Below are 25,379 nucleotides of genomic sequence, written 5' to 3' on the forward strand. Positions count from 1 at the left end.
TTTGTTTAGGCTTTATTGGCGAAGCCAGCTAGGCTGAGTAGGCTGGTGGCTTTCTACGTATCTGCGGTGATTGTCAGGCACTTGGTCTAGAGTCGAAAACTGCTCATGATTGTGGTAAAATAGAGTCTAGAAAATCAGGAGAAAACTATGTCAGATTTATTCGTGAAATTAATGGAACAAATCGAAATGCCACTTGAGATGAGACAGTCAAGTGTTTTTTCGTCAGCTGATATTAAGGAGGTTAAGGTCCATTCCTTATCGCGCCGCTGGGAATTTCACTTGGTTTTTGCTCAGCTATTACCCCTAGACGTCTACCGGGAATTACGGCAGCGCCTGGAAGATAGCTTTGCCAAGGCGGACATCAAGGCCAGCTTGCAGGTGTCGGTAGAGACGGTCTCTGAGGATCCGGCCCTTTTGCAAGCCTATTATCAGGAGGCTTTTCGGTATGCTCCTTGTGATAGTGCCAGCTTCAAATCCCTTTTTTCGTCTCTAGACGTTGCCGCAACGGAGGAGGAATTGGTCATTCGGGTGCCTGATTTTGTGGATCAGGAGCATTTTTTGAAGAATCACCTGCCTAATCTAGCTAAGCAGCTCAGCCTATTTGGCTACCCGCTGTGGCCGATTAAGCTGGTCTTAGACAGTGATAAGAGCCAGGCTCTCAAAAAAGATTTTACGACTAGTCGTAAACAGCTATTAGAAAAGGCTTTTCAGGAAAATCGCCAAGCCCAACAGTCGCTTGAGGCGCTCCAGCCGCCAGCTGAGGAAACCAGTCCACAGCCAGGTTTTGACTATAAGGAACGTCAGGCGAAGCGTCAGGCTGGTTTTGACAAGGCACCCATCACTGCGATGAGTGAGATTGTCACCGAAGAAAACCGCATTGTTTTTGAGGGAATGGTGTTTGATGTTGAGCGCAAAACCACGCGGACAGGTCGGCACATTATCAATTTCAAGATGACTGACTACACCTCTAGCTTTGCCATGCAAAAATGGGCCAAAGACGATGATGAATTGCGCAAGTATGACATGATTACCAAGGGGGCCTGGCTGCGCGTTCAAGGAAACATCGAAAATAACCCTTTCACGCGCAGTTTAACGATGAATGTGCAGCAAGTAAAAGAAATCGTCCATCACGAACGTAAGGACTTGATGCCAGATGGGCAAAAGCGTGTTGAATTTCATGCTCATACCAATATGTCCACCATGGATGCTCTGCCCACTGTGGAACACTTGATTGACACTGCGGCCAAATGGGGCCACAAGGCGGTGGCGATTACTGACCATGCCAATGTGCAAAGCTTTCCCCATGGCTATCACCGGGCCAAGCGAGCTGGGATTAAAGCAATTTTTGGTTTAGAGGCCAACTTAGTAGAAGATAAGGTCCCCATCTCCTACAACCCTGTATCGCTCGATTTGCACGAGGCCACCTACGTTGTTTTTGACGTTGAAACCACCGGTCTATCTGCCATCCATAATGATTTGATTCAGATTGCGGCCTCCAAGATGTACAAGGGAAACATTATTGAGCAGTTTGACGAATTTATCAATCCAGGTCACCCTTTGTCGGCCTTTACGACAGAGTTGACCGGGATTACGGATAATCATTTGATTGGGGCCAAGTCCTTACCAGAGGTGCTTGCAGCGTTTCAGGCCTTTTGTCAGGGTACGGTGCTTGTGGCCCACAATGCTTCTTTTGACGTTGGCTTTATGAATGCTAACTATGAGCGCCATGGGCTTTCTTTAATCACTCAGCCGGTGATTGACACGCTGGAGTTTGCCCGCAATCTCTATCCAGAGTACAAGCGCCATGGTTTGGGGCCACTAACCAAACGTTTTCAGGTCTCGCTTGAGCATCACCACATGGCCAATTATGACGCGGAAGCCACGGGTCGCTTGCTCTTTATCTTTTTAGAAGAAGCCAGAGAAAAGCACCATGTGATTGACTTGGTCGATTTAAATACTAAGCTTGTGGCGGAAGATTCTTATAAAAAAGCGCGGATTAAACATGCAACGATCTACGTGCAAAATCAAACCGGCCTAAAGAATATGTTTAAGCTGGTCAGCTTGTCCAATGTTACCTACTACGAAGGGGTCCCCCGTATTCCTCGGACGGTTTTAGATCAACACCGTGAAGGGCTCTTGCTGGGGTCGGCCTGCTCAGAAGGCGAGGTCTTTGATGCTGTTATGACCAAGGGGGTTGATGCCGCTGTTGCGTTAGCAGCTTACTATGATTTTATCGAAATCATGCCGCCAGCTATTTATCAGCCACTTGTGGCGCGGGAGTTGATCAAGGATCAGGCTGGGATTGAGCAGGTCATCAAGGATTTAATCGAAGTTGGAAAAAGAGCCGATAAACCGGTCCTAGCAACGGGCAATGTTCACTATATTGAGCCTGAAGAAGAAATCTACCGGGAGATTATCGTTCGTAGCTTAGGCCAAGGAGCGCTGATTAACCGGACCATTGGTCGTGGAGAGGGAGCTAAGCCAGCTCCGTTGCCTAAGGCCCACTTTCGCACCACCAATGAAATGCTGGACGACTTTGCCTTTCTGGGTAAAGAGCTAGCCTACCAAGTTGTCGTGCAAAATACTCAGGACATGGCAGACCGTATCGAGGAAGTCGAGGTGGTCAAGAACGATCTGTACACACCTTACCTGGACAAGGCTGAGGAAACGGTTGCTGAATTAACCTATAAAAAAGCCTTTGAAATCTACGGCAATCCCTTGCCTGATATTATTGATTTGCGTATCGAAAAGGAGCTGACCTCTATCTTGGGGAATGGCTTTGCTGTGATTTACCTCGCCTCGCAGCTTCTGGTGAATCGTTCCAACGAACGCGGCTACTTAGTTGGCTCGCGGGGTTCGGTCGGCTCTAGCTTTGTTGCGACCATGATTGGGATTACCGAGGTTAATCCCATGCCACCGCATTATGTGTGTCCTAAGTGCCAACACTCCGAATTCATTACCGATGGTTCAGTTGGTTCAGGTTTTGACCTCAAGGACAAGGTTTGTCCGCAGTGCGGCACGCCCTATAAAAAAGATGGCCAGGACATTCCCTTTGAAACCTTCCTTGGTTTTGACGGTGATAAGGTACCCGATATTGACTTGAACTTTTCAGGTGATGATCAGCCTAGCGCCCACTTGGATGTGCGTGATATTTTTGGTGAAGCCTATGCCTTTCGGGCAGGGACAGTTGGTACGGTCGCTGAAAAGACCGCCTATGGCTTTGTCAAGGGGTATGAACGCGACTATGGCAAGTTTTACCCTGATGCGGAGGTTGATCGACTAGCCACCGGAGCGGCTGGGGTTAAACGCACCACCGGTCAACACCCAGGCGGTATTGTTGTTATTCCTAACTACATGGACGTTTATGACTTTACCCCAGTCCAATACCCAGCCGAAGACATTACGGCTTCGTGGCAGACGACCCACTTTAACTTCCATGATATTGATGAGAACGTCTTAAAGCTTGATATTCTGGGTCATGATGATCCAACGATGATTCGCATGCTGCAAGATCTATCAGGCATTGATCCCAAGGAAATCCCAGCTGATGATCCTGATGTCATGGCCCTTTTTTCTGGTACTGAAGTGCTTGGGGTGACACCTGAGCAGATTGGCACGCCTACGGGCATGCTTGGCATCCCTGAGTTTGGCACGAACTTTGTTCGAGGAATGGTCAATGAGACTCATCCCACAACCTTTGCCGAGTTATTGCAGCTGTCTGGCCTTTCACACGGGACGGACGTGTGGCTGGGCAATGCCCAAGACTTAATCAAAGAAGGAACCGCCACCCTAAAAACGGTTATCGGCTGTCGGGATGACATCATGGTGTATCTCATGCATGCTGGCTTAGAGCCCAAGATGGCCTTTACCATTATGGAGCGCGTGCGTAAAGGCATGTGGCTCAAGATTTCCGAAGAAGAACGCAAGGGCTATATTGCTGCTATGAAAGAAAACAATGTCCCTAATTGGTACATTGAATCCTGTGGTAAAATCAAGTACATGTTCCCCAAAGCTCACGCGGCAGCTTATGTATTAATGGCTCTGCGGGTGGCCTACTTTAAGGTCCACCATCCTTTGATGTATTACTGTGCTTATTTCTCAATTCGGGCTAAAGCCTTTGAATTAAAAACCATGAGCGCTGGCCTTGGCGCTGTCAAAGCACGCATGGAAGACATTGCTCAAAAGAAAAAAAATAATGAAGCCAGCAATGTGGAAAATGATCTCTACACAACCTTAGAAATTGTCAATGAAATGCTAGAGCGCGGTTATACCTTTGGCAAATTAGACCTCTACCATAGTAGTGCCACTGATTTTCAAATCAAAGGCGACACGCTTATCCCGCCTTTTGTGGCCATGGAAGGATTGGGCGATAACGTTGCCAAGCAGTTAGTTAAAGCACGCGAAGAAGGCGAATTCCTCTCCAAGATGGAGCTGCGTAAGCGCGGCGGTCTCTCTTCAACCTTGGTTGAAAAAATGGCAGACATGGGCATTTTAGGCAATATGCCAGAAGACAATCAATTAAGCTTGTTTGATGATTTCTTTTAAAGCTACTATCTTTTTGCAAAGATTGAAAAAATGACCTACCAACCGCAGTTCAACAAATTGATTTTATTACTAAGTAGTGATATTATGGAAAGAAAACCTAAGGAGACCAAATGGTAACATTTAAAAATTCCGCCGTAAAAGCGATGGTGGTCATGCGAAAAGCCTTTCGAACGGTGGATGCCCGCGTTTCGGAATCCTATAAACCTTATGCTTTGACACCGACGCAATTTGCGGTTTTGGATGTCTTATATGCAAAAGGCCCTCTAAAGATTGGGGAATTGATTGACAGTATGTTGGCAACTTCTGGCAATATGACTGTTGTTATTAATAACATGGTCAAAAAAGGCTGGGTCAAACGAGATGCCTGTCCCAATGATAAGCGTTCCTTTCTTGTCACCTTGACAGCAAAGGGCCAGGCTGTTATTGAGCAAGCACTGCCAGCTCATATCGCCCAGGTGGAGGAAGTCTTTTCAGTGCTAACGCCAGCAGAACAAGAACAATTGATTACGCTTCTCAAAAAATTTAAAAAAAGTTGAGACCTTTTCTTTGACTTTACTAACTAGTAGTAATATAATCACTATATAGTAATAAAAATCACTGAAACACCAAAAGGTCCAGCTTGCAAGTGGGGATTACTGCTTGCTTGCCCAGTGAAGCAAAAGGAGAAGAAACTATGTCATTTTTAGAATCATTAAAAGCACGTCGGACAATCTACGCCATGGGACGCAATGTTCAAACCCCCAATGAAGAACTTGTTTCAACCATCAAAGAAGCGATTCGTCAGTCTCCATCAGCGTTTAACAGTCAAACATCACGCGCTGTTATCCTTTTAGATGAAGAAGTTTCAACATTTTGGAATGAATTGGTTGCGACCGATCTTGTAGCTACCATGAAAGAACAAGGTGCTCCAGAAGAAGCCATGGCCGCTACTAAAGAAAAATTAGCAAGTTTTGGTGTTTCAAAAGGAACAGTTCTCTTCTTTGAAGACCAAGATGTGGTTAAGGGCCTTCAAGAACAATTCCCATTGTACGCTGAAAACTTCCCTGTATGGTCAGAACAATCAACCGGTATAGCTGCTGTCAATACCTGGACAGCACTTGCAGCAGAATATGGTCTTGGTGGTAACCTCCAACATTATAACCCAGTTATTGATGCATCTGTTGCTGCTAAGTACAATGTGCCGGCTAACTGGAAATTACGTGGTCAATTGAACTTTGGTTCGATTGAAGCTCCAGCAGGTGACAAAGACTTCATGAACGATGATGAGCGTTTCAAAGTGATTGGCTAATGCCTGCACCCAGCTAAAAAATAGGCCTCTAAATAAACTAACCGATCGACATATTGAGCCGTCTTGATAGCTACCCCACTCACTGGATTAGTCCATTGAACAGGGTATATCACTTGGCTTTAGTGTGGCGGCCGGTTTTTTCTTGCGCTTTTTTTTGGGAAATAGCTGAGCTGTAACAGAAAAAATGGCCAGGTAGCGATTAGTGCTTAGGACAGCAAATGCCTGTAAGCTCCTAGCTAGCTGCTAGCTTAAGTGCTCGCTGCGACTGGCCTTGGGTTTTGCTAGCTGGGTCTGCGCAGCCATTTTCACCCAAACAAAAAAACTGCTTAGACCTTGCTAAGCAGTTCGTGCTGTCTCTAATCAAGCAGCAGCATGTCGTCTTTGACCTCAAAAGGTTTAAGTTCATTGATGCGATCATAAAACAAGATGCCATCAATGTGGTCAATCTCGTGTTGGACAACAATGGCGTTGTAGCTTTTGAGTTTGACGCGATGTTTTTCACCATGCTTATCATAGTATTCCACAGTGATACGAGCGTGGCGTACGACATAGCCATCAACCACGCGGTCCACAGATAAGCAGCCTTCACCTTCAGCGAGCGCAGCCTCTTGAATGGAGTGAGCCACGATTTTAGGATTGTACATGATTTCTTGTAGGCTATAGGCCTCTTTAGGGGGCTTGCCTTCGCTATCTTTGGGATTAGGCACTAAAACGGCAATGATGCGCTTTGAGATAGCTACTTGTGGGGCAGCTAAGCCAACGCCACCACGTAAGCCAAGTTTTTCTGCCATTACGGGATCTTGAGAATGTTTTAAAAATTGCATCATTTTTTCCCCAAGAAGAATATCCTCATCAGAAAGGGGAAGGGCAACGTCTTGTGCTTTAGCACGCAGAGTAGGGTTGCCTTCGCGGATAATATCCTTCATGGTGATGTTATGACTGGGTTTTATGAGTTTATCTTGTACAGACATTCTTTCTCCTTTATCTATTCTTTGCGTTAACTATACCATATTTTATAAAAATTTAAAAGAAGGCAGAGGTAAAAGTAACGATTTCAATAGCTGATGCTGTAGCTGTTGGCAGAGTGATAGGCTCCTTGTGATTGCTTGATAGATGCAGAACTCAAATAAAAATATTAGGAGATTTGCACATTGATGGCTAGGCTTATGCGCTAGAATTGGGTATACTGGAAGTAACTATAAAAAAACGAAAGCATTGGTTATGAAATCCTTCCTTGAAAAGTTTAGTCTATTAAGTCTCTCGCTTATGATGATTTCCCCGTTTTCTGTCTCGCCAGCCATCCCCCAAATGATTCGCTATTATCAGAGGTATGGTTACCAGGAGGGCGCGGTTACACTTTTATTTTCCTTATCTTCTTTTGCAATCTTAGCGACCTTATTACTAACGCCTGTTCTTAGCCGCTGGCTCAATGAGCGTCAGACGATTATTTCAGGGTTGCTCTTGATTGCTCTGGGAGGGACGCTGCCTGTCTTTAGCCAAGCCTATCAGCTGGTCTTTTTATCTCGCCTCATCTTGGGCTTAGGTATTGGCTTGATTAATGCGCGAGCCATTAGTATGATTAGCGAACGCTTTTTGGGGACCCAGCGCATTAAAATGCTGGGTTACCGAGCTTCTGCAGAGGTCTTAGGCTCAGCAGCCTTTACCCTGCTGGCTGGTTACTTGCTGGTTTTTGGCTGGTCCAAGGCCTTTATGATTTACGCCTTTTCGCTCTTTATCTTGCTCTTGTATCTGCTCTTTGTCTCTCGTCCCGAGCCGCAAGAGCCTGGTTCTAATCCTGTTTTGAGCAAATCGCCTCTTAGTAAAAAGCAGATGGTCTACATTCTTTTACTGGCTAGCTATGCTGGCTTTGTGATTGTCGTGAATACAGCTACCACTCTTCGAATTCCAGTTGTGATGACCGAATTACAGATTGGCACAGCCAGCCAAGCCAGCTTGATTCTTAGCCTGATGATGCTGACAGGTATTCTTGCGGGTATGAGCTTTAGCTTAGCCTTGCAGTGCTTTAAGCAGCATTTAGTCGAGGCTTTTGCCATTCTTTTAGGCCTTAGCATGTTGCTCCTCTGGCAGGGGGATAATTTGGTTTGGATAACAATGGGTGCCCTCCTAACCGGCTATGTCAATAGCATCGCAGTGACTGCTGTCTTTCATCGCTTGGCTGAGCGGATGCCGGGCAATCAGCTCAACCAGGCCACGACCTTGGTTTTACTGGGCTGCAATCTCGGTGGTGGTGGCGCCGCTCTTGTTTTACAATTGCTCGTTGCCAAGTCTCACCAAGCGACCACTCCCTATCTCATTTTTGCCATCTTGAGCCTCGTTCTTGGTATCCTTATCTTTTTTATGCGGCCTGCCCTGGTGAACTACCTAAGCGATTAAGCAGCCAAAGGTCCTTACTTGACCTCCTTAACAGCTTTTGATACAATGAGATAGTCGTTAAGACATACCAACTTTTTCTTGGTTTTAGGCAGGCCAATCCTAAGACTCGGATTAAGCAAAAAAAGGAGACTTTATTATGGCAATCTCAAAAGAGAAAAAAAATGAAATCATCGCGCGATACGCACGCCACGAAGGCGATACCGGTTCTGTAGAAGTTCAAGTAGCCGTGCTTACTTGGGAAATCAACCACTTGAACGACCACATCCAAAAACATAAAAAAGACCATGCTACTTACCGTGGCTTGATGAAAAAAATCGGTCACCGTCGTAACTTGTTGGCTTACCTACGTCGCACAGACGTTAACCGTTACCGCGATTTAATCCAATCACTTGGACTTCGTCGTTAATAGTTTCAGAAAGAAAACCAATAGCTTAGCCTAGTCTTGCCAGTCTTTAGACCGAGCCAGACCCTTGCTTAAAGCCTGACTTGCTAGCTGTCTATCGGTTATAGTTGAAAATGAGAAAATGCCTCAGCAATGAGGCGTTTTTTGCTGGCCAGACCCTTTGGCTACTAGGAATAAAAAGTAAAAGAAGGGTAGAGGCCTAAAAATGTCATATTCAAAAAATAAAGTTTATAAAAATAAATGACGCGAAAGAAGAAAAACGAGAAGTGAAAATAGGCAATTGACAACAACCGGAACTTGAAAAAGCACATTATCTATTGATTTTTGTAATAAGCTCATATATCTTTAAAAAAGACAGGATTTGAGCTTTAAAAGCCTTTCTCATTCTCCTATAATACTCTGAGTAGAAAATATTAGTTACCTTACGATATTTTAATCACAAGGAAAAAGGAGAGAAAGACAATTGAAAACGACCACACCCAAGCGCCTTAATCGGCTAGTTTGCCGCTATGGCTTGACTTCGGCGGCCCTATTACTAACCCTCGGGGGGGGTAAGCGTAAAGGCTGAAGGAACTTCCCAAGTGCAACAACTTAGCGATAAACTGCATAGTCTTCCCAAAGCTAACAAACTTATAGTAAAAAGGTATGCTTGGTTGCCTGGAAATACTTACTCTACAGATAGTATTTATGAATATTTAGAGAAACTTGAAAAATTTTTAAATGAATATTTCACGCAAGAGTATACTATTCATGAGAAAAATGATGTTGCCATTAACACTCTAAAATCAAAACAACAAACTCCCGGCCCCCAAGGGCCTCCCGGTCCCGCCGGCCCCCGCGGTGAGCGTGGTCCTAAAGGTGATGACGGTGCACGAGGTCCCGCTGGCCCGCAATGACCGCGTGGCGATAAGGGTGAAACCGGTGAGACTGGTCAACCAGGACCCCAAGGCCCTGCTGGTAAGACTGGTGACCGTGGTGAAACTGGACCTGCCGGCCCCGCTGGTCCAATTGGTCCTGTAGGTGCACGAGGCCCCGCTGGTCCCCAAGGACCGCGTGGCGATAAAGGCGAAACCGGTGAACGTGGTGAAGCCGGAGTAGCCGGTCCTAAAGGTGAACAGGGTCCTGCTGGTAGAGATGGTCTGCAAGGTCCTAAGGGTGACCAAGGTCCGCGTGGTGAGCAAGGCTTACAAGGTCTTCAAGGTGAAAAAGGCGACCAAGGAATTCGAGGCGAGCGCGGCGAAAAAGGTGAGCAAGGAATCCAAGGCGAACGCGGTGAACAAGGTTTACAAGGAATCCAAGGCGAACGCGGCGAAAAGGGCGATCAAGGAATCCAAGGTGAACGTGGTGAAAAAGGTGACCAAGGAATCCAAGGCGAACGCGGCGAAAAGGGCGATCAAGGAATCCAAGGTGAACGTGGTGAAAAAGGTGACCAAGGAATCCAAGGTGAACGCGGTGAAAAAGGCGACCAAGGCCTCCAAGGTGAACGCGGCGAAGCCGGTCCTAAGGGTGACCAAGGTCCGCGTGGTGAGCAAGGGCCCCAAGGTCCGCAAGGCACACCACAAAGCCCAGACAAGCCAGCAGACCCATCACCCCATACACCTGAGCAGCCTCAAGAGCCGCATAAGCCAGAGGTGGAACCACCCCATGCCCCAGAGCAGCACCGGCCACAGGTTCCTAGTCAACCTAATCAACCACAAACACCAGAGCAAGCGCCTCAAGACCGACCAGCTCCACAAGGTCAGTCAGCAGCGCCAACTGCTCCTAGTCGTCAGCCTCAGTCGATGCCAGCTCAGCCTCAGCTAGCCCCAGCGCCAGCTAGACACCAGCACTTACCAGCGACTGGTGAGCAGCGCCAGCCATTCTTCACAGCGGCGGCCCTAAGTGTCATGGCTATGGCGGGTGTTCTCACACACAAACGTAAGGAAAACAACTAACAATCCTATTTAAAAAACCACTACTAAAAAAGGTGGCTGTGCCCGTTCTGCCAGACTCAAGCACAGGTGCCACCCACTCTTACTGAGTGATTAGAATCCTTTCATCTAGCCTTTGAGCAAGAGGAGAGGACCAACTGCCAAGGACAAGGGAAGAGCCGACTCACTCTCCCCTTGTTTTTTGTTGTCTAAGCAAGTTTGGGATAATAACAGCGACCCCAAGCGCATTGGTTTTTGAGGGTGGGCTCCTCGCTTTTCAAATAGCAATGTCAAAAACGCCTCAGCAATGAGGTGTTTTTTCTATCATTTGGCAAGCGCCATAAGGGATTTCTTTAGCAAAAAGTTTAGCGTAGCTTCCCTGAGCGGGTGCTATCAGCTATTTTTTAGTTGTCAGCCTTTCCTGGTCTTTCTTGCTGTTAAGTGATTTTTGGGAGTCTTCTCGATTATCTTGCTAGCTGCTTTAAAATAAGGCGTGAAGCTGCTGAGACCAGCAAGAGTCCAATTGTCTGTCTGAGCTAGCTCCGCGAGTTTGGACCCAATTAGGATTGAAAATGAAAACGCTTCACTTTATACTAATAGATAGGAGGAGATACCATGTTATCCCATGAGCTCATCAAAAAATTTCAGATCTTTTCCCAGTACCCTGAGCATACCTTGGAAGAATTTGGATCCATCTTACAAGTGAGCCGTCGCCAGCTACTGACGGATATTGCTCGTATCAATGAGAGTTTAGCCCGCTACGGCTTTCCTCAAATAACCTGTAATCAGTCAAAGGTTGGTGTTCCCCACATCACAGAAACAAGCTTGTTTGAGCGTCTGATGCCTGAGATGACCGACTATCTCTTTCAAGCCGAAAGACCAGCAATGCTTACTTTGTACTTGCTGCTGGCTAAAGACTTTGTGGCTATCACGCATCTGGAGAGCTTTGTGCAGGTTAGTCGCAATTCCATCCTGACGGATCTTAAGCTTGTGCGCAAGTGGACGCAAGACTATGGTGTCCAGCTAGTCTATACCAGACAAGAAGGTTATTACTTTGTCGGAGATGGGCTTGCTTTGCGGCGACTCTTGGAAGCCACGATTGCACACTTGCTGACCTATTCCACAGGGAAGTGGTTAATCACCTATGTGCTGATAACCTTAGACCTCCCCTGCCCAGTTGAGGAGCTGCATGCTAGCTTGCTTCGACTGGGTAACCGCTATGGCCTTGTCTATATCGCTGAAAAGATGAGAGGCTTGGCCTATGTTTTAGCCTTGTTAAGCCTCAACCCCTTTTGGCAACCCCTTCCTCGTCAAGGTGTGATGCAAAAAGAAGCTGCCTTTAGTCAAATTGCGCTGCTATTAGCTGACTTACTAAAAGGCTACCCCAGCCTTGAGCAGGAAGCTGAATTTATCCTGACGCGTCTCATTGGCTGTATCCAAGGAGATTTAGAGTGGGGTTATCATGCCGCTATCTATCAGATTATGGAGGAGATCATCCAATCAGTTTCTGTTAATACAGGTCTTGTCTTAAATGATACGCCATCACTGCGCAAGAATTTATACAGCCATTTACTGCCAGCCTATTATCGTATCTATTATGATGTGGAACTCCACAATCCGCTCAAGGACCAGATCAAAAGTCAGTATGCCTCTCTTTTTTATCTGGTTAAGCGCAGCTTATCACCCCTAGAAAAGCAACTAGGCAAAGCTATTAGTGAAGATGAGGTGGCTTATTTTACCATTCATTTTGGTGGGCGGTTGGAAAAGCCAAAGGCCAGTGAAAAGACACATTTGGTGGCTCTTTGTGTCTGTCCTAATGGGATTAGTTCGTCTTTGATGTTGCATGCGGAGTTAAAGCAGTTGTTTCCTCAATTGCAGTTTATTGAGATCCATCAGTTAGATAAGATTGCTTTGCTGGATGCCAGCACTTATGACTTGGTCTTTTCCACGGTTCATTTTCCCTGTCAAAAGCCAGTCTATGTGACGCAGCCGATTATGGGAGCTGTTGAGCGATTGATGTTAAAGAAAATGGTTTGCCGGGACTTTAACATTCCCTTGGCCAATCAGCTGGCGCTGGATGAGTTGTTGGCTATTATTGATAAACACGCAACGATTAGTAATCAAGAAGAGCTTGCTTATGATCTGTCAGACTATTTGATTGGCAATCATTTTGAAAAAGAAATTGGAGGACTTGGTCTATTGGAACTATTGACAGAAGATTTTATTCAACAAGAAACAGCCGTTTCCAATTGGCAAGAGGCGATTAGTCTAGCGGCTCGTCCCTTACTTGAGCATGGATTTATTGAAAAGCGCTATATTGAGGGCATGATTGCCTCTGTAAATGAACTGGGCGCCTATATTGTCCTTGCACCTAAGGTGGCAGTGCCGCATGCTGCCCCTGAACAGGGGGTGCACCACTTGGGGATGTCCTTATTACAACTCAAACATCCTGTAAGCTTTGATCTTGCCCATGAGGGTGATAATGACAAAGACGTCCAGCTCATCTTTGTCTTAGCTGCGGTTGATTCGACCGCACATTTAAAAGCTTTACAAGAATTAGCAATGATTTTAGAAGATGATGAGCAGATTGCTGCTTTGATTGCCGCACCAACAAAGCCAGAAATCCTTGCCATCATTCGCCAGATTATTGAAGAAGGAGATGCATAAAATGAAAATTGTAACTGTTTGTGGTAATGGTATCGGTAGCAGCCTCTTGCTACGTATGAAAGTTGAAGCTATTGCTGCTTCTTTAGGGATAGCAGTAGATGCGGAATCGTGTGATTCAAATGCTGCTGTTGGGAAAGGAGCAGACCTCTATGTGACTGTTAAGGAATTTGAAGATATTTTCCCGCAAGGCACCAAGGTGTGTATCGTTAAAAGTTATACCAATCGCAAAAAAATCGAAGAAGACCTCGTTCCTGTCTTAAAAGAAATGAGTGGTATGGCTTAATGACTGCAAGTATCCTCGATCACTGGATAGAAAGGACTTTCGTATGGAAGCATTATTAGCATTTTTTAGAGATATTTTAAAGGAACCGGCCTTTTTAATGGGCTTGATTGCTTTTGCTGGCCTGATTGCTTTGAAAACACCTTGGCACAAAGTCTTGACTGGCACGTTGGGCCCTATTCTTGGCTATCTTATGTTATCAGCAGGGGCGGGTGTCATTGTAGCTAATCTCGATCCTCTGGCCAAATTGATTGAGCATGGTTTTGGCATTACAGGAGTGGTGCCAAACAATGAAGCCGTCACTTCCGTTGCCCAAAAAATCCTCGGAGTGGAAACTATGTCAATCTTAATTGTTGGCCTGCTCCTTAACCTGGCCTTTGCCCGCTTCACGCGCTTTAAATATATCTTCTTAACAGGGCACCATAGTTTTTTCATGGCCTGCCTCTTGTCAGCTGTCCTTGGTGCTGTTGGTTTTAAGGGAAGTCAGCTGATTTTGGTGGGTGGCTTCATTTTGGGTGCCTGGTCGGCCATTTCCCCAGCCATTGGACAAAAATACACCCTCAAAGTTACGGATGGCGATGCGATTGCACTTGGTCACTTTGGCAGCTTGGGCTACTATCTTGCTGCTTGGGTAGGAAGCAAGGTCGGCAAAGGCAGTAAGGACACTGAGGATTTGCAGATTTCTGAAAAATGGAGTTTCCTCCGCAACACAACAATCTCCACTGGCTTGATTATGGTTATTTTCTACCTAGTCGCAACCTTAGTCTCAGTGCTACGCGATGCATCGGTAGCCACTGGTCTATCAGCAGGTCAAAATCCATTTATTTTTGCTATTAAGAGTGGTTTAACCTTTGCTGTGGGTGTCGCCATTGTCTATGCGGGAGTTCGGATGATTTTAGCCGACTTGATTCCTGCCTTTCAGGGTATTGCCAGCAAGTTAATCCCTAATGCTATTGCGGCAGTTGATTGTGCAGTCTTTTTCCCCTATGCACCAACAGCTGTTATTTTAGGGTTTGCTGCTAGTTTTGTCGGTGGTTTGCTGGGTATGTTAATCTTAGGTGCTGCTGGTGGCGTGTTGATTATCCCAGGTATGGTTCCTCATTTCTTTTGCGGAGCGACAGCAGGGATTTATGGCAATGCCACGGGAGGCAGACGCGGAGCCGTGCTAGGAGCTTTTGCAAATGGTTTGCTTTTGGCTTTCTTGCCTGCTCTTCTCTTGCCGGTTCTTGGCCGATTAGGTTTTACAAATACCACTTTTGGTGACATTGATTTTGGTGTCTTAGGAATCTTACTTGGTCGATTAGGTGCTTCACTAGGCCAATTGGGAATCTATCTCGTGGTTGGTTTGGTGGCCCTTGTTTTAGTGGTACCTAACGTTTTATCTCATTCAAGCGAAGCCATTAATAATGTCAGTGATAACAACTAAAGCTATAGGAGGCAAGTATGAATAATCCATTAACAATAAAAGTATTCTCAGATGGTGCCGTTCTAGACACCATGTTAAAGGACCTGGACACGGGTTTGGTAACTGGTTTTACGACCAATCCTAGTTTGATGAAAAAGGCCGGTATTAGTTCCTATCTTGGTTTTGCCCAGGAGGTGCTTAGCCATATTAAGGACTACCCAGTTTCTTTTGAAGTTTTTGCAGATGATATTATCGGCATGCGCCAAGAAGCCAAACGGATTGCAGAACTTGGTGACAATGTCTATGTCAAAATCCCTGTGGTGAATTCTAAAGGCCAATCAACGGCCAGTCTGATTAAAGAACTTTCTGAGCAGGGGATTAAGTTAAACGTCACAGCCATTTTTACCTTGGATCAGGTGCGTGAAGTAGTTGAACATTTAACCGCTGGTGTGCCTGCTTTTGTCTCGGTTTTTGCTGGCCGCATTGCTGATACGGGTGTTGATCCAATGCCCCTAATGGCTGAAGCTGTGCAGATCTGTCATCAAAAAGCAGCGATCGCGTTGCTTTGGGCTAGCCCGCGTGAAACTTTCAATATTTACCAAGCCAATCAGCTCGGCGTTGATGTTATCACCTGTACCAGTGATTTAATAGCTAGATTATCATTAAGAGGCAAGGACTTGGAGCACTATTCCTTGGAAACAGTTCAAGCCTTCTTAGCAGATAGCAAGAGTCTGGGCTTTAAGATTTTAGAAGATGAGAATCTGCCGTCGTAAGCCTCATTAAAAAACTCCTCTTTGAAGGAGCTTTTTTACTGCAGAAATGTCAGTGAGAATAAAAGACAACCATGAATTTTTTAGGAATTTATGGTAAAATTGTGAAGATACGTCGTTTGATACAAAGAGGAGTTGATCAGTAAGTGTGACCGATTGCTTTTTGTAGCAAAACAACGTAGAATCTCGAAAAATGCTGAAAGGAAGAGTTTGCCTTTTTCAAAAAAGGCGAGAAACTTAAGGAATCATACATGTCCAAACAAACGTTTACAACCACTTTTGCTGGGAAACCTCTTGTTGTAGAGGTCGGCCAAGTCGCAAAGCAAGCCAATGGCGCTGTCATTGTCCGCTATGGTGACTCTACCGTGCTTACAGCTGCTGTCATGTCTAAGAAAATGGCCAGCGGTGATTTCTTCCCCCTCCAAGTCAACTATGAAGAAAAAATGTACGCAGCCGGTAAATTCCCAGGAGGCTTTATGAAGCGCGAAGGCCGGCCATCAACTGATGCGACGCTGACCGCTCGCTTGATTGACCGCCCCATCCGCCCCATGTTTGCCGAGGGTTTTCGTAACGAAGTCCAAGTGATCAATACCGTTCTTTCTTATGATGAAAATGCTAGCGCCCCAATGGCAGCGATGTTTGGCTCTTCATTAGCCCTATCCATCTCGGATATTCCCTTTAACGGCCCAATTGCTGGTGTGCAGGTTGGCTACAGTGATGGGTCATTTATCATCAACCCAGACAAGGCGCAAAAAGAAGCTTCGCTATTAGAATTAACAGTCGCTGGGAGCAAAGCGGCCATCAATATGGTCGAGTCAGGTGCACAAGAACTATCAGAAGAGATTATGTTAGAAGGCCTTCTTCGTGGCCACAAAGCCATCCAAGACCTGATTGCCTTTCAAGAAGAGATCGTTGCCGCTGTCGGTAAAGCTAAAGCTGAAGTGGAACTCCTGCAGGTTGATGCGGACTTACAGGCAGAAATAATCGCTACATACAATGCTGACCTCCAAAAGGCTGTCCAAGTCGAAGAGAAAAAAGCACGTGAAGCTGCAACAGAAGCCGTCAAAGAAGAGGTTAAGGCCGAATATGAAGCCAGATTTGCCGAGGACGAGGACTTGCCTACCATTATGCGGGATGTGGCTGAAATCCTGGAGCAAATGGAACACGCTGAGGTCCGGCGCTTAATCACCGAGGAGAAGATTCGGCCTGATGGCCGTAAGGTCGATGAGATTCGGCCTCTGGACGCCCAAATTGACTTTTTACCAAAAGTTCACGGCTCAGGCCTCTTTACCCGCGGTCAGACGCAAGCCTTATCAGTCTTAACCTTGGCTCCAATGGGGGAAACACAGATTATTGATGGTTTAGAACCAGAATATAAGAAACGCTTCTTGCACCACTACAATTTCCCCCAATATTCTGTCGGAGAGACCGGACGTTATGGTGCAGCTGGCCGCCGTGAGATTGGCCATGGTGCTCTTGGTGAACGTGCTTTAGCCCAGGTCCTACCAAGCCTAGAAGATTTCCCGTATGCCATCCGTTTGGTGGCTGAGGTCCTCGAGTCCAACGGCTCATCATCACAGGCTTCGATCTGTGCCGGAACCTTGGCCTTGATGGCCGGTGGTGTCCCAATCAAAGCTCCCGTTGCTGGGATTGCCATGGGCTTGATTTCTGATGGGACCAATTACACTGTCCTAACTGATATTCAAGGGCTAGAAGACCACTTTGGTGATATGGACTTTAAGGTGGCAGGAACCCGCACAGGTATCACTGCTCTCCAGATGGACATTAAGATTGCGGGCATTACCCCACAAATCCTGGAAGAAGCCCTGGCTCAGGCTAAGAAAGCCCGTTTTGAAATCCTCGATGTGATTGAAGCCACCATCGCAGCTCCGCGGCCAGAATTGGCTCCTACAGCTCCTAAGATTGATACCATTAAGATTGACGTGGACAAGATTAAAGTGGTTATCGGCAAGGGCGGTGAGACCATTGACAAGATTATTGCTGAAACCGGCGTGAAAATCGATATTGATGAAGAAGGCAATGTCCAAATCTTCTCAAGTGATCAAGCAGCCATTAACCGAGCAAAAGAGTTAATTGCAGGCTTGGTGCGCGAAGCGAAGGTTGGTGAAGTTTACCATGCCAAGGTTGTGCGCATTGAAAAATTTGGTGCTTTTGTCAATCTCTTTGACAAGACCGATGCACTTGTGCACATTTCAGAAGTTGCCTGGACAAGAACAGCCAATGTTGCAGATGTTTTAGAGCTTGGGGAAGTCGTGGATGTTAAAGTCATCAAAGTGGATGATAAGGGCCGGATTGATGCTTCAATGAAAGCTCTCTTGCCACGTCCACCAAAGCCTGAAGCCACTGAAACAGCGACTGGCTCTACGAAACACTCTAAGAGTCATCGCCATGACCGTCATGCTCATAAACCTGAGCCTCATACTCCTAAAGATAAAACACAACTAGAAAATCATGACTAAAACTGCTATTAAAGAACTCGATCTTCGCCTGCGGGCCTTTATCCATGCCCCTGACAATTTTCTTGATGGTGTGGGCCTAGTAGATGCCCTGCACCAGTGCCCGGTCTTAGCTGCTAAAGAACCCTACGCGATTGATGTAGAAGGGCAAAGAGTGGTCCCGGTCTTTACCGATGACACCGACCTGGCCTTTTTTAAGGAGGAACAAAAGAGTGCGCAAGACCACTATTGGATGGAACGTTCGGTGGTTGCCTTAGTAGAAGAGGCCATCTCAGTGGGTGCGACAGGACTTGTTTTTAATCTGAAGAAAAAAGGTGATTTTGGAAATTCAACCATTTTCCAAAATAATGAATTGATTACATTTATCAACACTTACACCACTCTTTTGAATCAAGTCATGAGCGATGCTAATCAGGCAGCACAAGCTATGGACAAGGTTTATTTTGTTCCAGTTTTTGTCTTGCCACGCGACGACCAGCATTTTGATCGCCTGTTTCCGACCATGTCAACACCAGAGGGCAAAAGCTATGTTCCAGCTTTTACCAATTTAACCAGTCTGGCTAAGTGGTATAACCAGGACGACTTTGGCGGAGCTTTTCGCCGTGGCCAGGGTGTTATTTTAGCTTGGACAATTCAAGACATTTATCAGCCGCGCAATGGTGACAACGAGGTTGACGACACCTATGGTGTTGTCATCAATCCTTTTGATGAGCAACAAACCCTCATTGATTGGACGACAATCACCGAATAAAGGAGGCATCATGGGTTGGTGGAAAGATAGTATCGCAATTGTCAAGGAACAAGATCCAGCGGCGCGTTCATCACTTGAAGTGATTTTAACTTATCCAGGGATTAAGGCCCTGGCCGCCCACCGCTTATCACATTTTCTTTGGCAACATCATTTTAAGTTACTAGCACGCATGCATAGCCAATTTTGGCGTTTTTGGACCAATATTGAAATTCACCCGGGTGCACAAATTGCCCCTGGAGTCTTCATTGATCACGGGGCGGGCCTAGTGGTTGGCGAAACTGCAATTGTTGAAAAAGGCGCCATGCTCTACCACGGTGTCACCCTTGGTGGTACAGGAAAGGATGTTGGTAAGCGCCATCCAACAGTTCGCCAAGGTGCCTTGATTTCAGCCCATGCGCAAATCATTGGACCAATTGAAATTGGTGCTAAGGCCAAGGTTGGAGCAGCAGCTGTCGTTTTAAGCGATGTACCAGAGGACGTAACAGTAGTTGGTGTTCCAGCTAAAATTGTTCGCGTGCATGGGAAAAAAGATGAGCAGGTGATTCAGGACTTGCAGCAGCACCGCGAGGCGGCCTATTCTGCATTAAAAAAATAAAAATAGGTGAAAATGCTATTTGAACAAATCAGTAATGATTCTTTGGACGAGACAGGACAAATAAATGATTAAAATTTATGATACACTGACACGCACATTAAAGGACTTTGTTCCCATCAATGAAAATCTTGTCACGATGTATATCTGTGGCCCTACGGTTTACAACTACATCCATATTGGAAATGCGCGATCGGCTGTGGCTTTTGATACGATTCGCCGTTACTTTGAATACACGGGATTCAATGTAAACTATGTGTCAAACTTTACAGACGTTGATGACAAGATTATCAAGGCAGCAGCCAAAGCAGGCATTTCTCCTAAGAAACTGTCTGATCGATTTATTGCTGCTTTTATCGAAGATACCAAGCAATTAGGAATAAAACCAGCTACCAAGCACCCTCGGGTTATGGATTATATGGCGGAAATTATTACTTTCATCGAGGAGCTAGTGGCAAAAGGCTTTGCCTATGAGGCTCAAGGTGATGTGTATTTTCGTGTTCGCAAATCGCCCAACTATGGTCGCTTAGCCAATAAAACCCTAGAAGATTTAGAGGTGGGTGCTAGTGGCCGCATAGATAGCGAGACGGCCTTGAAAGAAGATCCGCTGGATTTTGCTCTGTGGAAGGCCGCTAAGCCTGGTGAGGTTTCGTGGGATAGTCCCTGGGGCCTTGGTCGGCCGGGTTGGCATATTGAATGCTCGGTCATGGCTACAGAAATTCTGGGTGCTACGATTGACATTCATGGCGGTGGGGCGGATTTAGAGTTTCCTCATCATACCAATGAAATTGCCCAATCTGAAGCAAAGACTGGTCAACCTTTTGCCAATTACTGGATGCATAATGGCTTTGTCAATGTGGACAATGAAAAAATGTCCAAGTCACTTGGCAACTTCATTACGGTGCATGATTTGCTCAAAACAGTGGATGGCCAGGTATTGCGCTTCTTTTTGGCGACCCAACATTACCGCAAGCCTATTAATTTTACAGACAAAGCTCTTCATGATGCGCAGATTAATCTCAAATACCTTAAAAATACGGTGCAACAGCCCTTCACAGGACATGCCCCTCAAGGAGAGATTGAAGAATTCATTTTTGAGTTTAGGGCGGCGATGGACGAGGATTTCAATGCGCCAAATGGCATTACTGTTATTTATGACTTTGCTAAGTGGATTAATTCGGGTCACTATACCGCCAATGCCAAAAAGGAACTGGAAAAAATGCTAGCCGTTTTTGGGATTGCTTTTCAAGAAGAAGAGCTTGATGCGAGGGTTGAGGCCCTAATCGCTGAGCGCCAAGCAGCCAGAGAGCAAAAAGACTTTGCACGTGCTGACCAGATTCGCGACCACTTAGCTGCGCAAGGCATTAGATTACTAGATACTAAGGACGGCGTGAGGTGGAGCCGTGACTAGTGTTGATGTCAGACTTATTAATGGTATTGCCCTAGCTTTTGAAGGCGACGCTGTTTACTCTTACTACATTAGGCGTCACTTGATTTTTCAAGGGCAAACCAAACCCAGCCAGCTGCATCACAGATCAACCAGATATGTTTCAGCCAGGGCTCAAGCCCAGCTGATTCAGGCGATGTTGGATCAAGGCCTGCTGACCGAAGAAGAGATAGCCTACTACAAACGCGGCCGCAATACCAAGAGCCATACCAAGGCCAAAAATGCCGATGTCATCACCTACCGAATGTCCACTGGCTTTGAGGCCGTGATGGGTTATCTGGATATGACAGACCAAAAGCAGCGCCTAGAAGAATTGATTGCTTGGTGCATCAATTATGTTGAACAAAAAAACAAAAAGTGATGTGAAGGTGGTGTCAAACGATTAGGTCTAAGGGCTCTGGCACGTGCCTCACTCCAGATAAGTAATTAAGGCTTGGGCAAAGATCCCAAGCTTTTTTAGTCTGCTTTGGTCTTTGCCCCTTACTAAAAATGGTGCTAGTCATTAACCTTAAAACTTGCTTTTTTAAATCAAAACTTTACAATGAAGGTGTAGAAACTTTTACTAAGGAGGAAAAGCATGAAAGCAGCAAATAGATTAGCAACTCTAAGCACAGCAGTGGTAGCCGGAATTTTGTTATTAAGTACTGCCCCACTAGCACAAGCACAAGAAGCCAGTGTGCCTTTTGCCTCAACAAATCCTAGCCCAGTCATCACAACCAAAGCGCTGCAAGTACAGGCCCAGATGCGCCCCAACCAAACCATTGTGGATACGACACTTCAACTAGCACCGCCATTAACCAAAGGCGGAAAGTTAGAGATAGCCCTGCAAGATCAGGCCGGGCACGTCCTTGCTCGGATTCCCTTTGAGTTAGCACCAGCCATTAACCAAATGTCAGCTTGGTTTGACCTAAACGGTTATAGTGCTGGCACGTACGCTATTCACGTGACGCATACGGATGCCCTAGGACATCTAACCCAACAAAGCCAGCTTTTCCATTATTCAGGACACGAGGACTCGCGACAAGCCTAGGCTTTGCTTTTACCCTAACTAACTACCAACGGCCCTGGCCCTAATCTGTGGCTTTAGCCTATGACCTAATCTACAGCCCTAACCTAGCTTGGGATGTGATCAAACAAGTTGGCACCTGACTAACTTGTGTCATCGCATCCTTTTGCTTTTTTCGCCCACTCTAGTCAAGCTTTTACTTAGAATCATGGTATAATAGAAGATATGAAAACAAAAGAAGTGACTGAAACCCATGATGATATTGTCTACGGTGTGCACGCTGTTAGCGAAAGCCTAGCGGCTAATACTGGCAATAAGCTCTATATTCAAGCAGACCTACGGGGTAAAAATGTTGATAAAATCAAGGCCCTTGCCGCCCAAAAGAAAGTCTCCATTGCTTGGACGCCTAAAAAAACCCTGTCCGAAATGACCCAAGGAGCTGTGCACCAAGGTTTTGTACTGCGCGTGTCAGCTTTTGCTTATGCTGAGCTAAAGCATTTATTAGCCAAAGCAGAAAAAGAACCAAACCCGCTTATTTTAATCCTTGATGGCATTACCGATCCGCATAATCTCGGCTCGATTTTGCGGACAGCTGATGCCACCCAAGTTTGTGGCTTGATTATCCCCAAGCATCGCGCTGTTGGTGTTACGCCAGTGGTTGCTAAAACCTCAACTGGAGCAGTAGAGCACGTGCCGATTGTCCGTGTGACCAACCTCAGTCAGACCATCGAGCTCTTAAAAGCACAGGGGTTTTGGATTTTTGGGACAGATATGCAGGGGACACCAGCACATCAATGGCAGACGGCAGGAAAGCTAGCACTGATTATTGGCAACGAAGGTAAGGGACTTTCTCACAATCTCAAAAAACAGGTTGATGAAATGATTACCATTCCCATGCAAGGCCATGTGCAAAGTTTAAATGCCAGTGTTGCGGCAGCTATTCTCATGTATGAGGTTTTTCGTCATAAGCTTTAGGAGAATCGCCAATGAAAAAACGTCTCTTACTGGTTGATGGTTACAATATGATTGCCTTTTGGCAGGAAACCCGCCTTTTATTTAAAACCAACGAACTGGATCAGGCCAGAACAGTCTTGCTGAACAAGCTAAACAACTATGCGCATTTCGAAAAGATAGAAATTATCTGTGTCTTTGATGCCCAATTTGTGCCCGGGGTGCGGCAGTGCTATGACCAGTACATGATTTCTGTGGTCTTTACAGAAGAAGACGAAACAGCTGATAGCTATATCGAGCGTACCGCAGCTGAACTAAATACCGCTCTAACATTGGTTGAGGTGGCAACTAGTGATCTCAATGAACAGTGGACTATTTTCTCACAGGGCGCTCTGCGCGTGCCAGCGCGTGAATTGGAACGGCGTGTTAATACTGTCAAGTCAGACTTAGATACCATGTCTGCTTCTATAGATGCGAAAAAGCCCAAGCTCAGTCCCTGGGATGACGGACAATTATCCAAATTACAGGATTTGTTAACGAAACTGTGATGGTAAAGCAGGCTAGCTACTAGCTATCAGAGCGCTAGCCCTAGCTTTTTTCCATTAATCATTTGACAAATAACACAAGATAGTTTATATTATTATTCGGGCACCTCTTTAAGAGGTCAAAGGCTCCCTAGTAATAGGGAGCTATTTTTATTTTAGAGGTTGAAATCATCCATTTGTTGAGATAAGTTCTTATCATGGGAGTCTCCCCTTTCTCAAAAGGCAAATGACGATTTTTTAATTTAGGAAAATTACCGGTTGATAGCTGGTAAGTAGAGGAGATTTGATGACAAAATATATTTTTGTAACTGGTGGTGTTGTTTCATCCATCGGTAAAGGAATTGTGGCTGCTAGCCTTGGTCGTTTATTGAAAAATCGTGGATTAAAAGTAACTATCCAAAAATTCGATCCCTATATTAATATTGATCCTGGGACAATGAGTCCTTACCAGCATGGGGAAGTCTATGTGACAGATGATGGCGCTGAGACTGATCTTGATTTAGGTCACTATGAACGTTTTATTGATATTAACCTAAACAAATATTCCAATGTTACAACTGGGAAAATCTATAGCGAGGTCTTACGCAAAGAGCGTAAAGGTGAATACCTAGGTGCCACAGTCCAAGTCATCCCTCATATTACGGATGCTTTAAAAGAAAAAATTAAGCGAGCAGCCACAACCACTGATTCAGACGTGATTATTACCGAAGTTGGGGGAACAGTAGGTGATATTGAGTCCTTGCCATTCCTAGAGGCTTTGCGCCAAATGAAGGCTGATGTCGGTTCTGACAATGTCATGTACATTCATACAACCTTACTCCCTTATTTAAAAGCAGCAGGAGAAATGAAAACCAAGCCAACGCAACATTCGGTTAAAGAATTACGTGGCCTTGGTATTCAACCCAATATGTTGGTCATCCGCACAGAGCAACCAGCCGGTCAAGGGATTAAAAATAAACTGGCTCAGTTTTGTGACGTTGCTCCAGAGGCTGTTATTGAATCATTGGATGTTGACCATATCTATCAAATCCCCCTTAACATGCAAGCCCAAAACATGGACCAAATCGTTTGTGATCATTTAAAGATTAACGCTCCAAAAGCAGATATGACAGAATGGTCAGCCATGGTTAACAAGGTCATGAACCTTGAGAAAAAAGTCAAGATTGCCTTAGTTGGTAAATATGTCGAATTGCCAGATGCTTACCTCTCGGTAGTGGAGGCGCTCAAGCATTCAGGTTATGTGAATGATGTCGCGATTGATCTGAACTGGGTCAATGCCGCTGAAGTCACGTCTGATAATATTGCCGAGCTGGTAGGTGACGCAGATGGGATTATTGTGCCCGGCGGCTTTGGCCAGCGCGGAACAGAAGGCAAGATTGAAGCTATCCGTTATGCACGCGAAAATGACGTGCCGATGCTTGGCATCTGCTTAGGCATGCAATTAACCTGTGTCGAATTTGCGCGCAATGTCCTCCATCTCAAAGGGGCCAACTCAGCCGAGCTTGAGCCTAACACGCCCTATCCGATTATTGATATTATGCGGGATCAGATTGATATTGAAGATATGGGCGGCACGCTGCGCCTTGGTCTTTACCCCTGTAAATTAAAGGCCGGATCAAAAGCCGCTGCAGCCTATCACCACCAAGAGGTCGTGCAACGGCGTCACCGCCACCGTTACGAATTTAACACCAAATACCGTGAGCAATTTGAAGCTGCCGGCTTTGTTTTTTCAGGTGTTTCACCAGATAACCGCTTGATGGAAGTCGTTGAGCTCTCTGATAAAAAATTCTTTGTGGCGGCTCAATATCACCCTGAATTACAATCACGTCCTAATCGCGCAGAAGAGCTCTACACCGCCTTTGTCACAGCGGCAGTTGAAAATCAAGCCTAAACACCTTGCACCTTGCTTGGCTTGCTGCTTTCTCATCACTAGTGCTATAATGAAGGA

Annotated in this window: 21 protein-coding genes and 1 pseudogene; 21 read left to right on the forward strand and 1 reads right to left on the reverse strand. The window is 45.8% G+C overall.

What is annotated here, in order from left to right; genetic code table 11:
- Nucleotides 1-147 precede the first annotated feature (147 nt).
- From K5J94_RS03865 to K5J94_RS03875, 3 genes are all read left to right on the forward strand, one after another.
- Nucleotides 148-4,545 (forward strand): PolC-type DNA polymerase III, encoded by a 4,398-nt coding sequence (locus K5J94_RS03865; protein ID WP_221913577.1) that lies wholly within the window; start codon nt 148-150, stop codon nt 4,543-4,545.
- Nucleotides 4,546-4,655: 110 nt separating this feature from the next.
- A complete protein-coding gene (locus K5J94_RS03870; RefSeq protein WP_159543093.1) occupies nt 4,656-5,081 on the forward strand; it encodes a MarR family winged helix-turn-helix transcriptional regulator in 426 nt (141 codons plus the stop codon).
- A 137-nt stretch (nt 5,082-5,218) separates the two neighbouring features.
- A complete protein-coding gene (locus K5J94_RS03875; protein ID WP_159543090.1) occupies nt 5,219-5,833 on the forward strand; it encodes a nitroreductase family protein in 615 nt (204 codons plus the stop codon).
- A gap of 356 nt (nt 5,834-6,189) precedes the next feature.
- On the opposite strand, the gene def is transcribed toward K5J94_RS03875, so the two are convergent.
- On the reverse strand, nt 6,190-6,804 hold the full coding sequence (def, locus tag K5J94_RS03880; RefSeq protein ID WP_159543087.1) for a peptide deformylase: 615 nt from the start codon (nt 6,802-6,804) through the stop codon (nt 6,190-6,192).
- A gap of 250 nt (nt 6,805-7,054) precedes the next feature.
- Between def and K5J94_RS03885 the strand changes: the two genes are divergently transcribed.
- The 18 genes and pseudogenes from K5J94_RS03885 to K5J94_RS03970 all read left to right on the forward strand — a co-directional run bounded on the left by K5J94_RS03885 (nt 7,055) and on the right by K5J94_RS03970 (nt 25,322).
- On the forward strand, nt 7,055-8,227 hold the full coding sequence (locus tag K5J94_RS03885; RefSeq protein ID WP_159543084.1) for an MFS transporter: 1,173 nt from the start codon (nt 7,055-7,057) through the stop codon (nt 8,225-8,227).
- A 136-nt stretch (nt 8,228-8,363) separates the two neighbouring features.
- Nucleotides 8,364-8,633 (forward strand): 30S ribosomal protein S15, encoded by a 270-nt coding sequence (gene rpsO / locus K5J94_RS03890; RefSeq protein ID WP_221913579.1) that lies wholly within the window; start codon nt 8,364-8,366, stop codon nt 8,631-8,633.
- Between the two features lie 578 nt (nt 8,634-9,211).
- Nucleotides 9,212-9,526 (forward strand): collagen-like domain-containing protein, encoded by a 315-nt coding sequence (locus K5J94_RS09725; RefSeq protein ID WP_221913581.1) that lies wholly within the window; start codon nt 9,212-9,214, stop codon nt 9,524-9,526.
- A gap of 259 nt (nt 9,527-9,785) precedes the next feature.
- On the forward strand, nt 9,786-10,433 hold the full coding sequence (locus K5J94_RS09730) for a hypothetical protein (protein WP_221913583.1): 648 nt from the start codon (nt 9,786-9,788) through the stop codon (nt 10,431-10,433).
- Between the two features lie 26 nt (nt 10,434-10,459).
- Nucleotides 10,460-10,564, forward strand: a pseudogene (locus tag K5J94_RS09735) (LPXTG cell wall anchor domain-containing protein); the annotation flags it as partial.
- A 591-nt stretch (nt 10,565-11,155) separates the two neighbouring features.
- Nucleotides 11,156-13,207 (forward strand): BglG family transcription antiterminator, encoded by a 2,052-nt coding sequence (locus K5J94_RS03910; RefSeq protein WP_159583030.1) that lies wholly within the window; start codon nt 11,156-11,158, stop codon nt 13,205-13,207.
- A 1-nt stretch (nt 13,208) separates the two neighbouring features.
- On the forward strand, nt 13,209-13,490 hold the full coding sequence (locus tag K5J94_RS03915; protein ID WP_159543075.1) for a PTS sugar transporter subunit IIB: 282 nt from the start codon (nt 13,209-13,211) through the stop codon (nt 13,488-13,490).
- Between the two features lie 43 nt (nt 13,491-13,533).
- On the forward strand, nt 13,534-14,913 hold the full coding sequence (locus tag K5J94_RS03920; RefSeq protein ID WP_221913588.1) for a PTS ascorbate transporter subunit IIC: 1,380 nt from the start codon (nt 13,534-13,536) through the stop codon (nt 14,911-14,913).
- 17 nt (nt 14,914-14,930) lie between these two features.
- Entirely contained in the window at nt 14,931-15,665 is a 735-nt protein-coding gene (locus K5J94_RS03925; protein ID WP_221913590.1) for a transaldolase, read from the forward strand.
- Nucleotides 15,666-15,913: 248 nt separating this feature from the next.
- On the forward strand, nt 15,914-18,142 hold the full coding sequence (gene pnp / locus K5J94_RS03930; RefSeq protein ID WP_221913592.1) for a polyribonucleotide nucleotidyltransferase: 2,229 nt from the start codon (nt 15,914-15,916) through the stop codon (nt 18,140-18,142).
- Nucleotides 18,135-18,890: an SseB family protein gene (locus K5J94_RS03935; protein WP_159564454.1), complete on the forward strand. Its 756-nt coding sequence runs from the start codon at nt 18,135-18,137 to the stop codon at nt 18,888-18,890. Before pnp ends, K5J94_RS03935 begins: the two co-directional genes overlap by 8 nt.
- A 10-nt stretch (nt 18,891-18,900) precedes the next feature.
- On the forward strand, nt 18,901-19,485 hold the full coding sequence (gene cysE / locus K5J94_RS03940) for a serine O-acetyltransferase (protein ID WP_159543065.1): 585 nt from the start codon (nt 18,901-18,903) through the stop codon (nt 19,483-19,485).
- Between the two features lie 64 nt (nt 19,486-19,549).
- The gene (gene cysS / locus K5J94_RS03945) at nt 19,550-20,893 is read left to right on the forward strand and encodes a cysteine--tRNA ligase (protein WP_221913594.1); all 1,344 of its coding nucleotides are present in this window, start codon (nt 19,550-19,552) and stop codon (nt 20,891-20,893) included.
- Nucleotides 20,886-21,290 (forward strand): Mini-ribonuclease 3, encoded by a 405-nt coding sequence (locus K5J94_RS03950; RefSeq protein WP_159564450.1) that lies wholly within the window; start codon nt 20,886-20,888, stop codon nt 21,288-21,290. The genes cysS and K5J94_RS03950 overlap by 8 nt, the downstream gene beginning before the upstream one ends.
- Nucleotides 21,291-21,506: 216 nt before the next feature.
- Nucleotides 21,507-21,959: a hypothetical protein gene (locus tag K5J94_RS03955; RefSeq protein WP_159564448.1), complete on the forward strand. Its 453-nt coding sequence runs from the start codon at nt 21,507-21,509 to the stop codon at nt 21,957-21,959.
- A gap of 201 nt (nt 21,960-22,160) precedes the next feature.
- Nucleotides 22,161-22,910 (forward strand): 23S rRNA (guanosine(2251)-2'-O)-methyltransferase RlmB, encoded by a 750-nt coding sequence (gene rlmB, locus K5J94_RS03960; RefSeq protein WP_159543056.1) that lies wholly within the window; start codon nt 22,161-22,163, stop codon nt 22,908-22,910.
- Nucleotides 22,911-22,921: 11 nt separating this feature from the next.
- Nucleotides 22,922-23,434, forward strand: coding sequence for an NYN domain-containing protein (locus K5J94_RS03965; protein WP_221913597.1), 513 nt, complete (start codon nt 22,922-22,924; stop codon nt 23,432-23,434).
- A gap of 283 nt (nt 23,435-23,717) precedes the next feature.
- Nucleotides 23,718-25,322: a CTP synthase gene (locus tag K5J94_RS03970; protein ID WP_159543049.1), complete on the forward strand. Its 1,605-nt coding sequence runs from the start codon at nt 23,718-23,720 to the stop codon at nt 25,320-25,322.
- Nucleotides 25,323-25,379: the final 57 nt, after the last annotated feature.

The sequence above is a fragment of the Streptococcus halichoeri genome, assembly GCF_019774635.1.
Classification (GTDB): domain Bacteria; phylum Bacillota; class Bacilli; order Lactobacillales; family Streptococcaceae; genus Streptococcus; species Streptococcus halichoeri.

Bases quoted from the DNA above. Each gene is read 5' to 3' on its own strand.
- K5J94_RS03865 (WP_221913577.1), top strand. From the start codon at position 148: ATGTCAGATTTATTCGTGAAATTAATGGAACAAATCGAAATGCCACTT.
- K5J94_RS03870 (WP_159543093.1), top strand. From the start codon at position 4,656: ATGGTAACATTTAAAAATTCCGCCGTAAAAGCGATGGTGGTCATGCGA.
- K5J94_RS03875 (WP_159543090.1), top strand. From the start codon at position 5,219: ATGTCATTTTTAGAATCATTAAAAGCACGTCGGACAATCTACGCCATG.
- def (WP_159543087.1), bottom strand. From the start codon at position 6,804: ATGTCTGTACAAGATAAACTCATAAAACCCAGTCATAACATCACCATG.
- K5J94_RS03885 (WP_159543084.1), top strand. From the start codon at position 7,055: ATGAAATCCTTCCTTGAAAAGTTTAGTCTATTAAGTCTCTCGCTTATG.
- rpsO (WP_221913579.1), top strand. From the start codon at position 8,364: ATGGCAATCTCAAAAGAGAAAAAAAATGAAATCATCGCGCGATACGCA.
- K5J94_RS03910 (WP_159583030.1), top strand. From the start codon at position 11,156: ATGTTATCCCATGAGCTCATCAAAAAATTTCAGATCTTTTCCCAGTAC.
- K5J94_RS03915 (WP_159543075.1), top strand. From the start codon at position 13,209: ATGAAAATTGTAACTGTTTGTGGTAATGGTATCGGTAGCAGCCTCTTG.
- K5J94_RS03920 (WP_221913588.1), top strand. From the start codon at position 13,534: ATGGAAGCATTATTAGCATTTTTTAGAGATATTTTAAAGGAACCGGCC.
- K5J94_RS03925 (WP_221913590.1), top strand. From the start codon at position 14,931: ATGAATAATCCATTAACAATAAAAGTATTCTCAGATGGTGCCGTTCTA.
- pnp (WP_221913592.1), top strand. From the start codon at position 15,914: ATGTCCAAACAAACGTTTACAACCACTTTTGCTGGGAAACCTCTTGTT.
- K5J94_RS03935 (WP_159564454.1), top strand. From the start codon at position 18,135: ATGACTAAAACTGCTATTAAAGAACTCGATCTTCGCCTGCGGGCCTTT.
- cysE (WP_159543065.1), top strand. From the start codon at position 18,901: ATGGGTTGGTGGAAAGATAGTATCGCAATTGTCAAGGAACAAGATCCA.
- cysS (WP_221913594.1), top strand. From the start codon at position 19,550: ATGATTAAAATTTATGATACACTGACACGCACATTAAAGGACTTTGTT.
- K5J94_RS03955 (WP_159564448.1), top strand. From the start codon at position 21,507: ATGAAAGCAGCAAATAGATTAGCAACTCTAAGCACAGCAGTGGTAGCC.
- rlmB (WP_159543056.1), top strand. From the start codon at position 22,161: ATGAAAACAAAAGAAGTGACTGAAACCCATGATGATATTGTCTACGGT.
- K5J94_RS03965 (WP_221913597.1), top strand. From the start codon at position 22,922: ATGAAAAAACGTCTCTTACTGGTTGATGGTTACAATATGATTGCCTTT.
- K5J94_RS03970 (WP_159543049.1), top strand. From the start codon at position 23,718: ATGACAAAATATATTTTTGTAACTGGTGGTGTTGTTTCATCCATCGGT.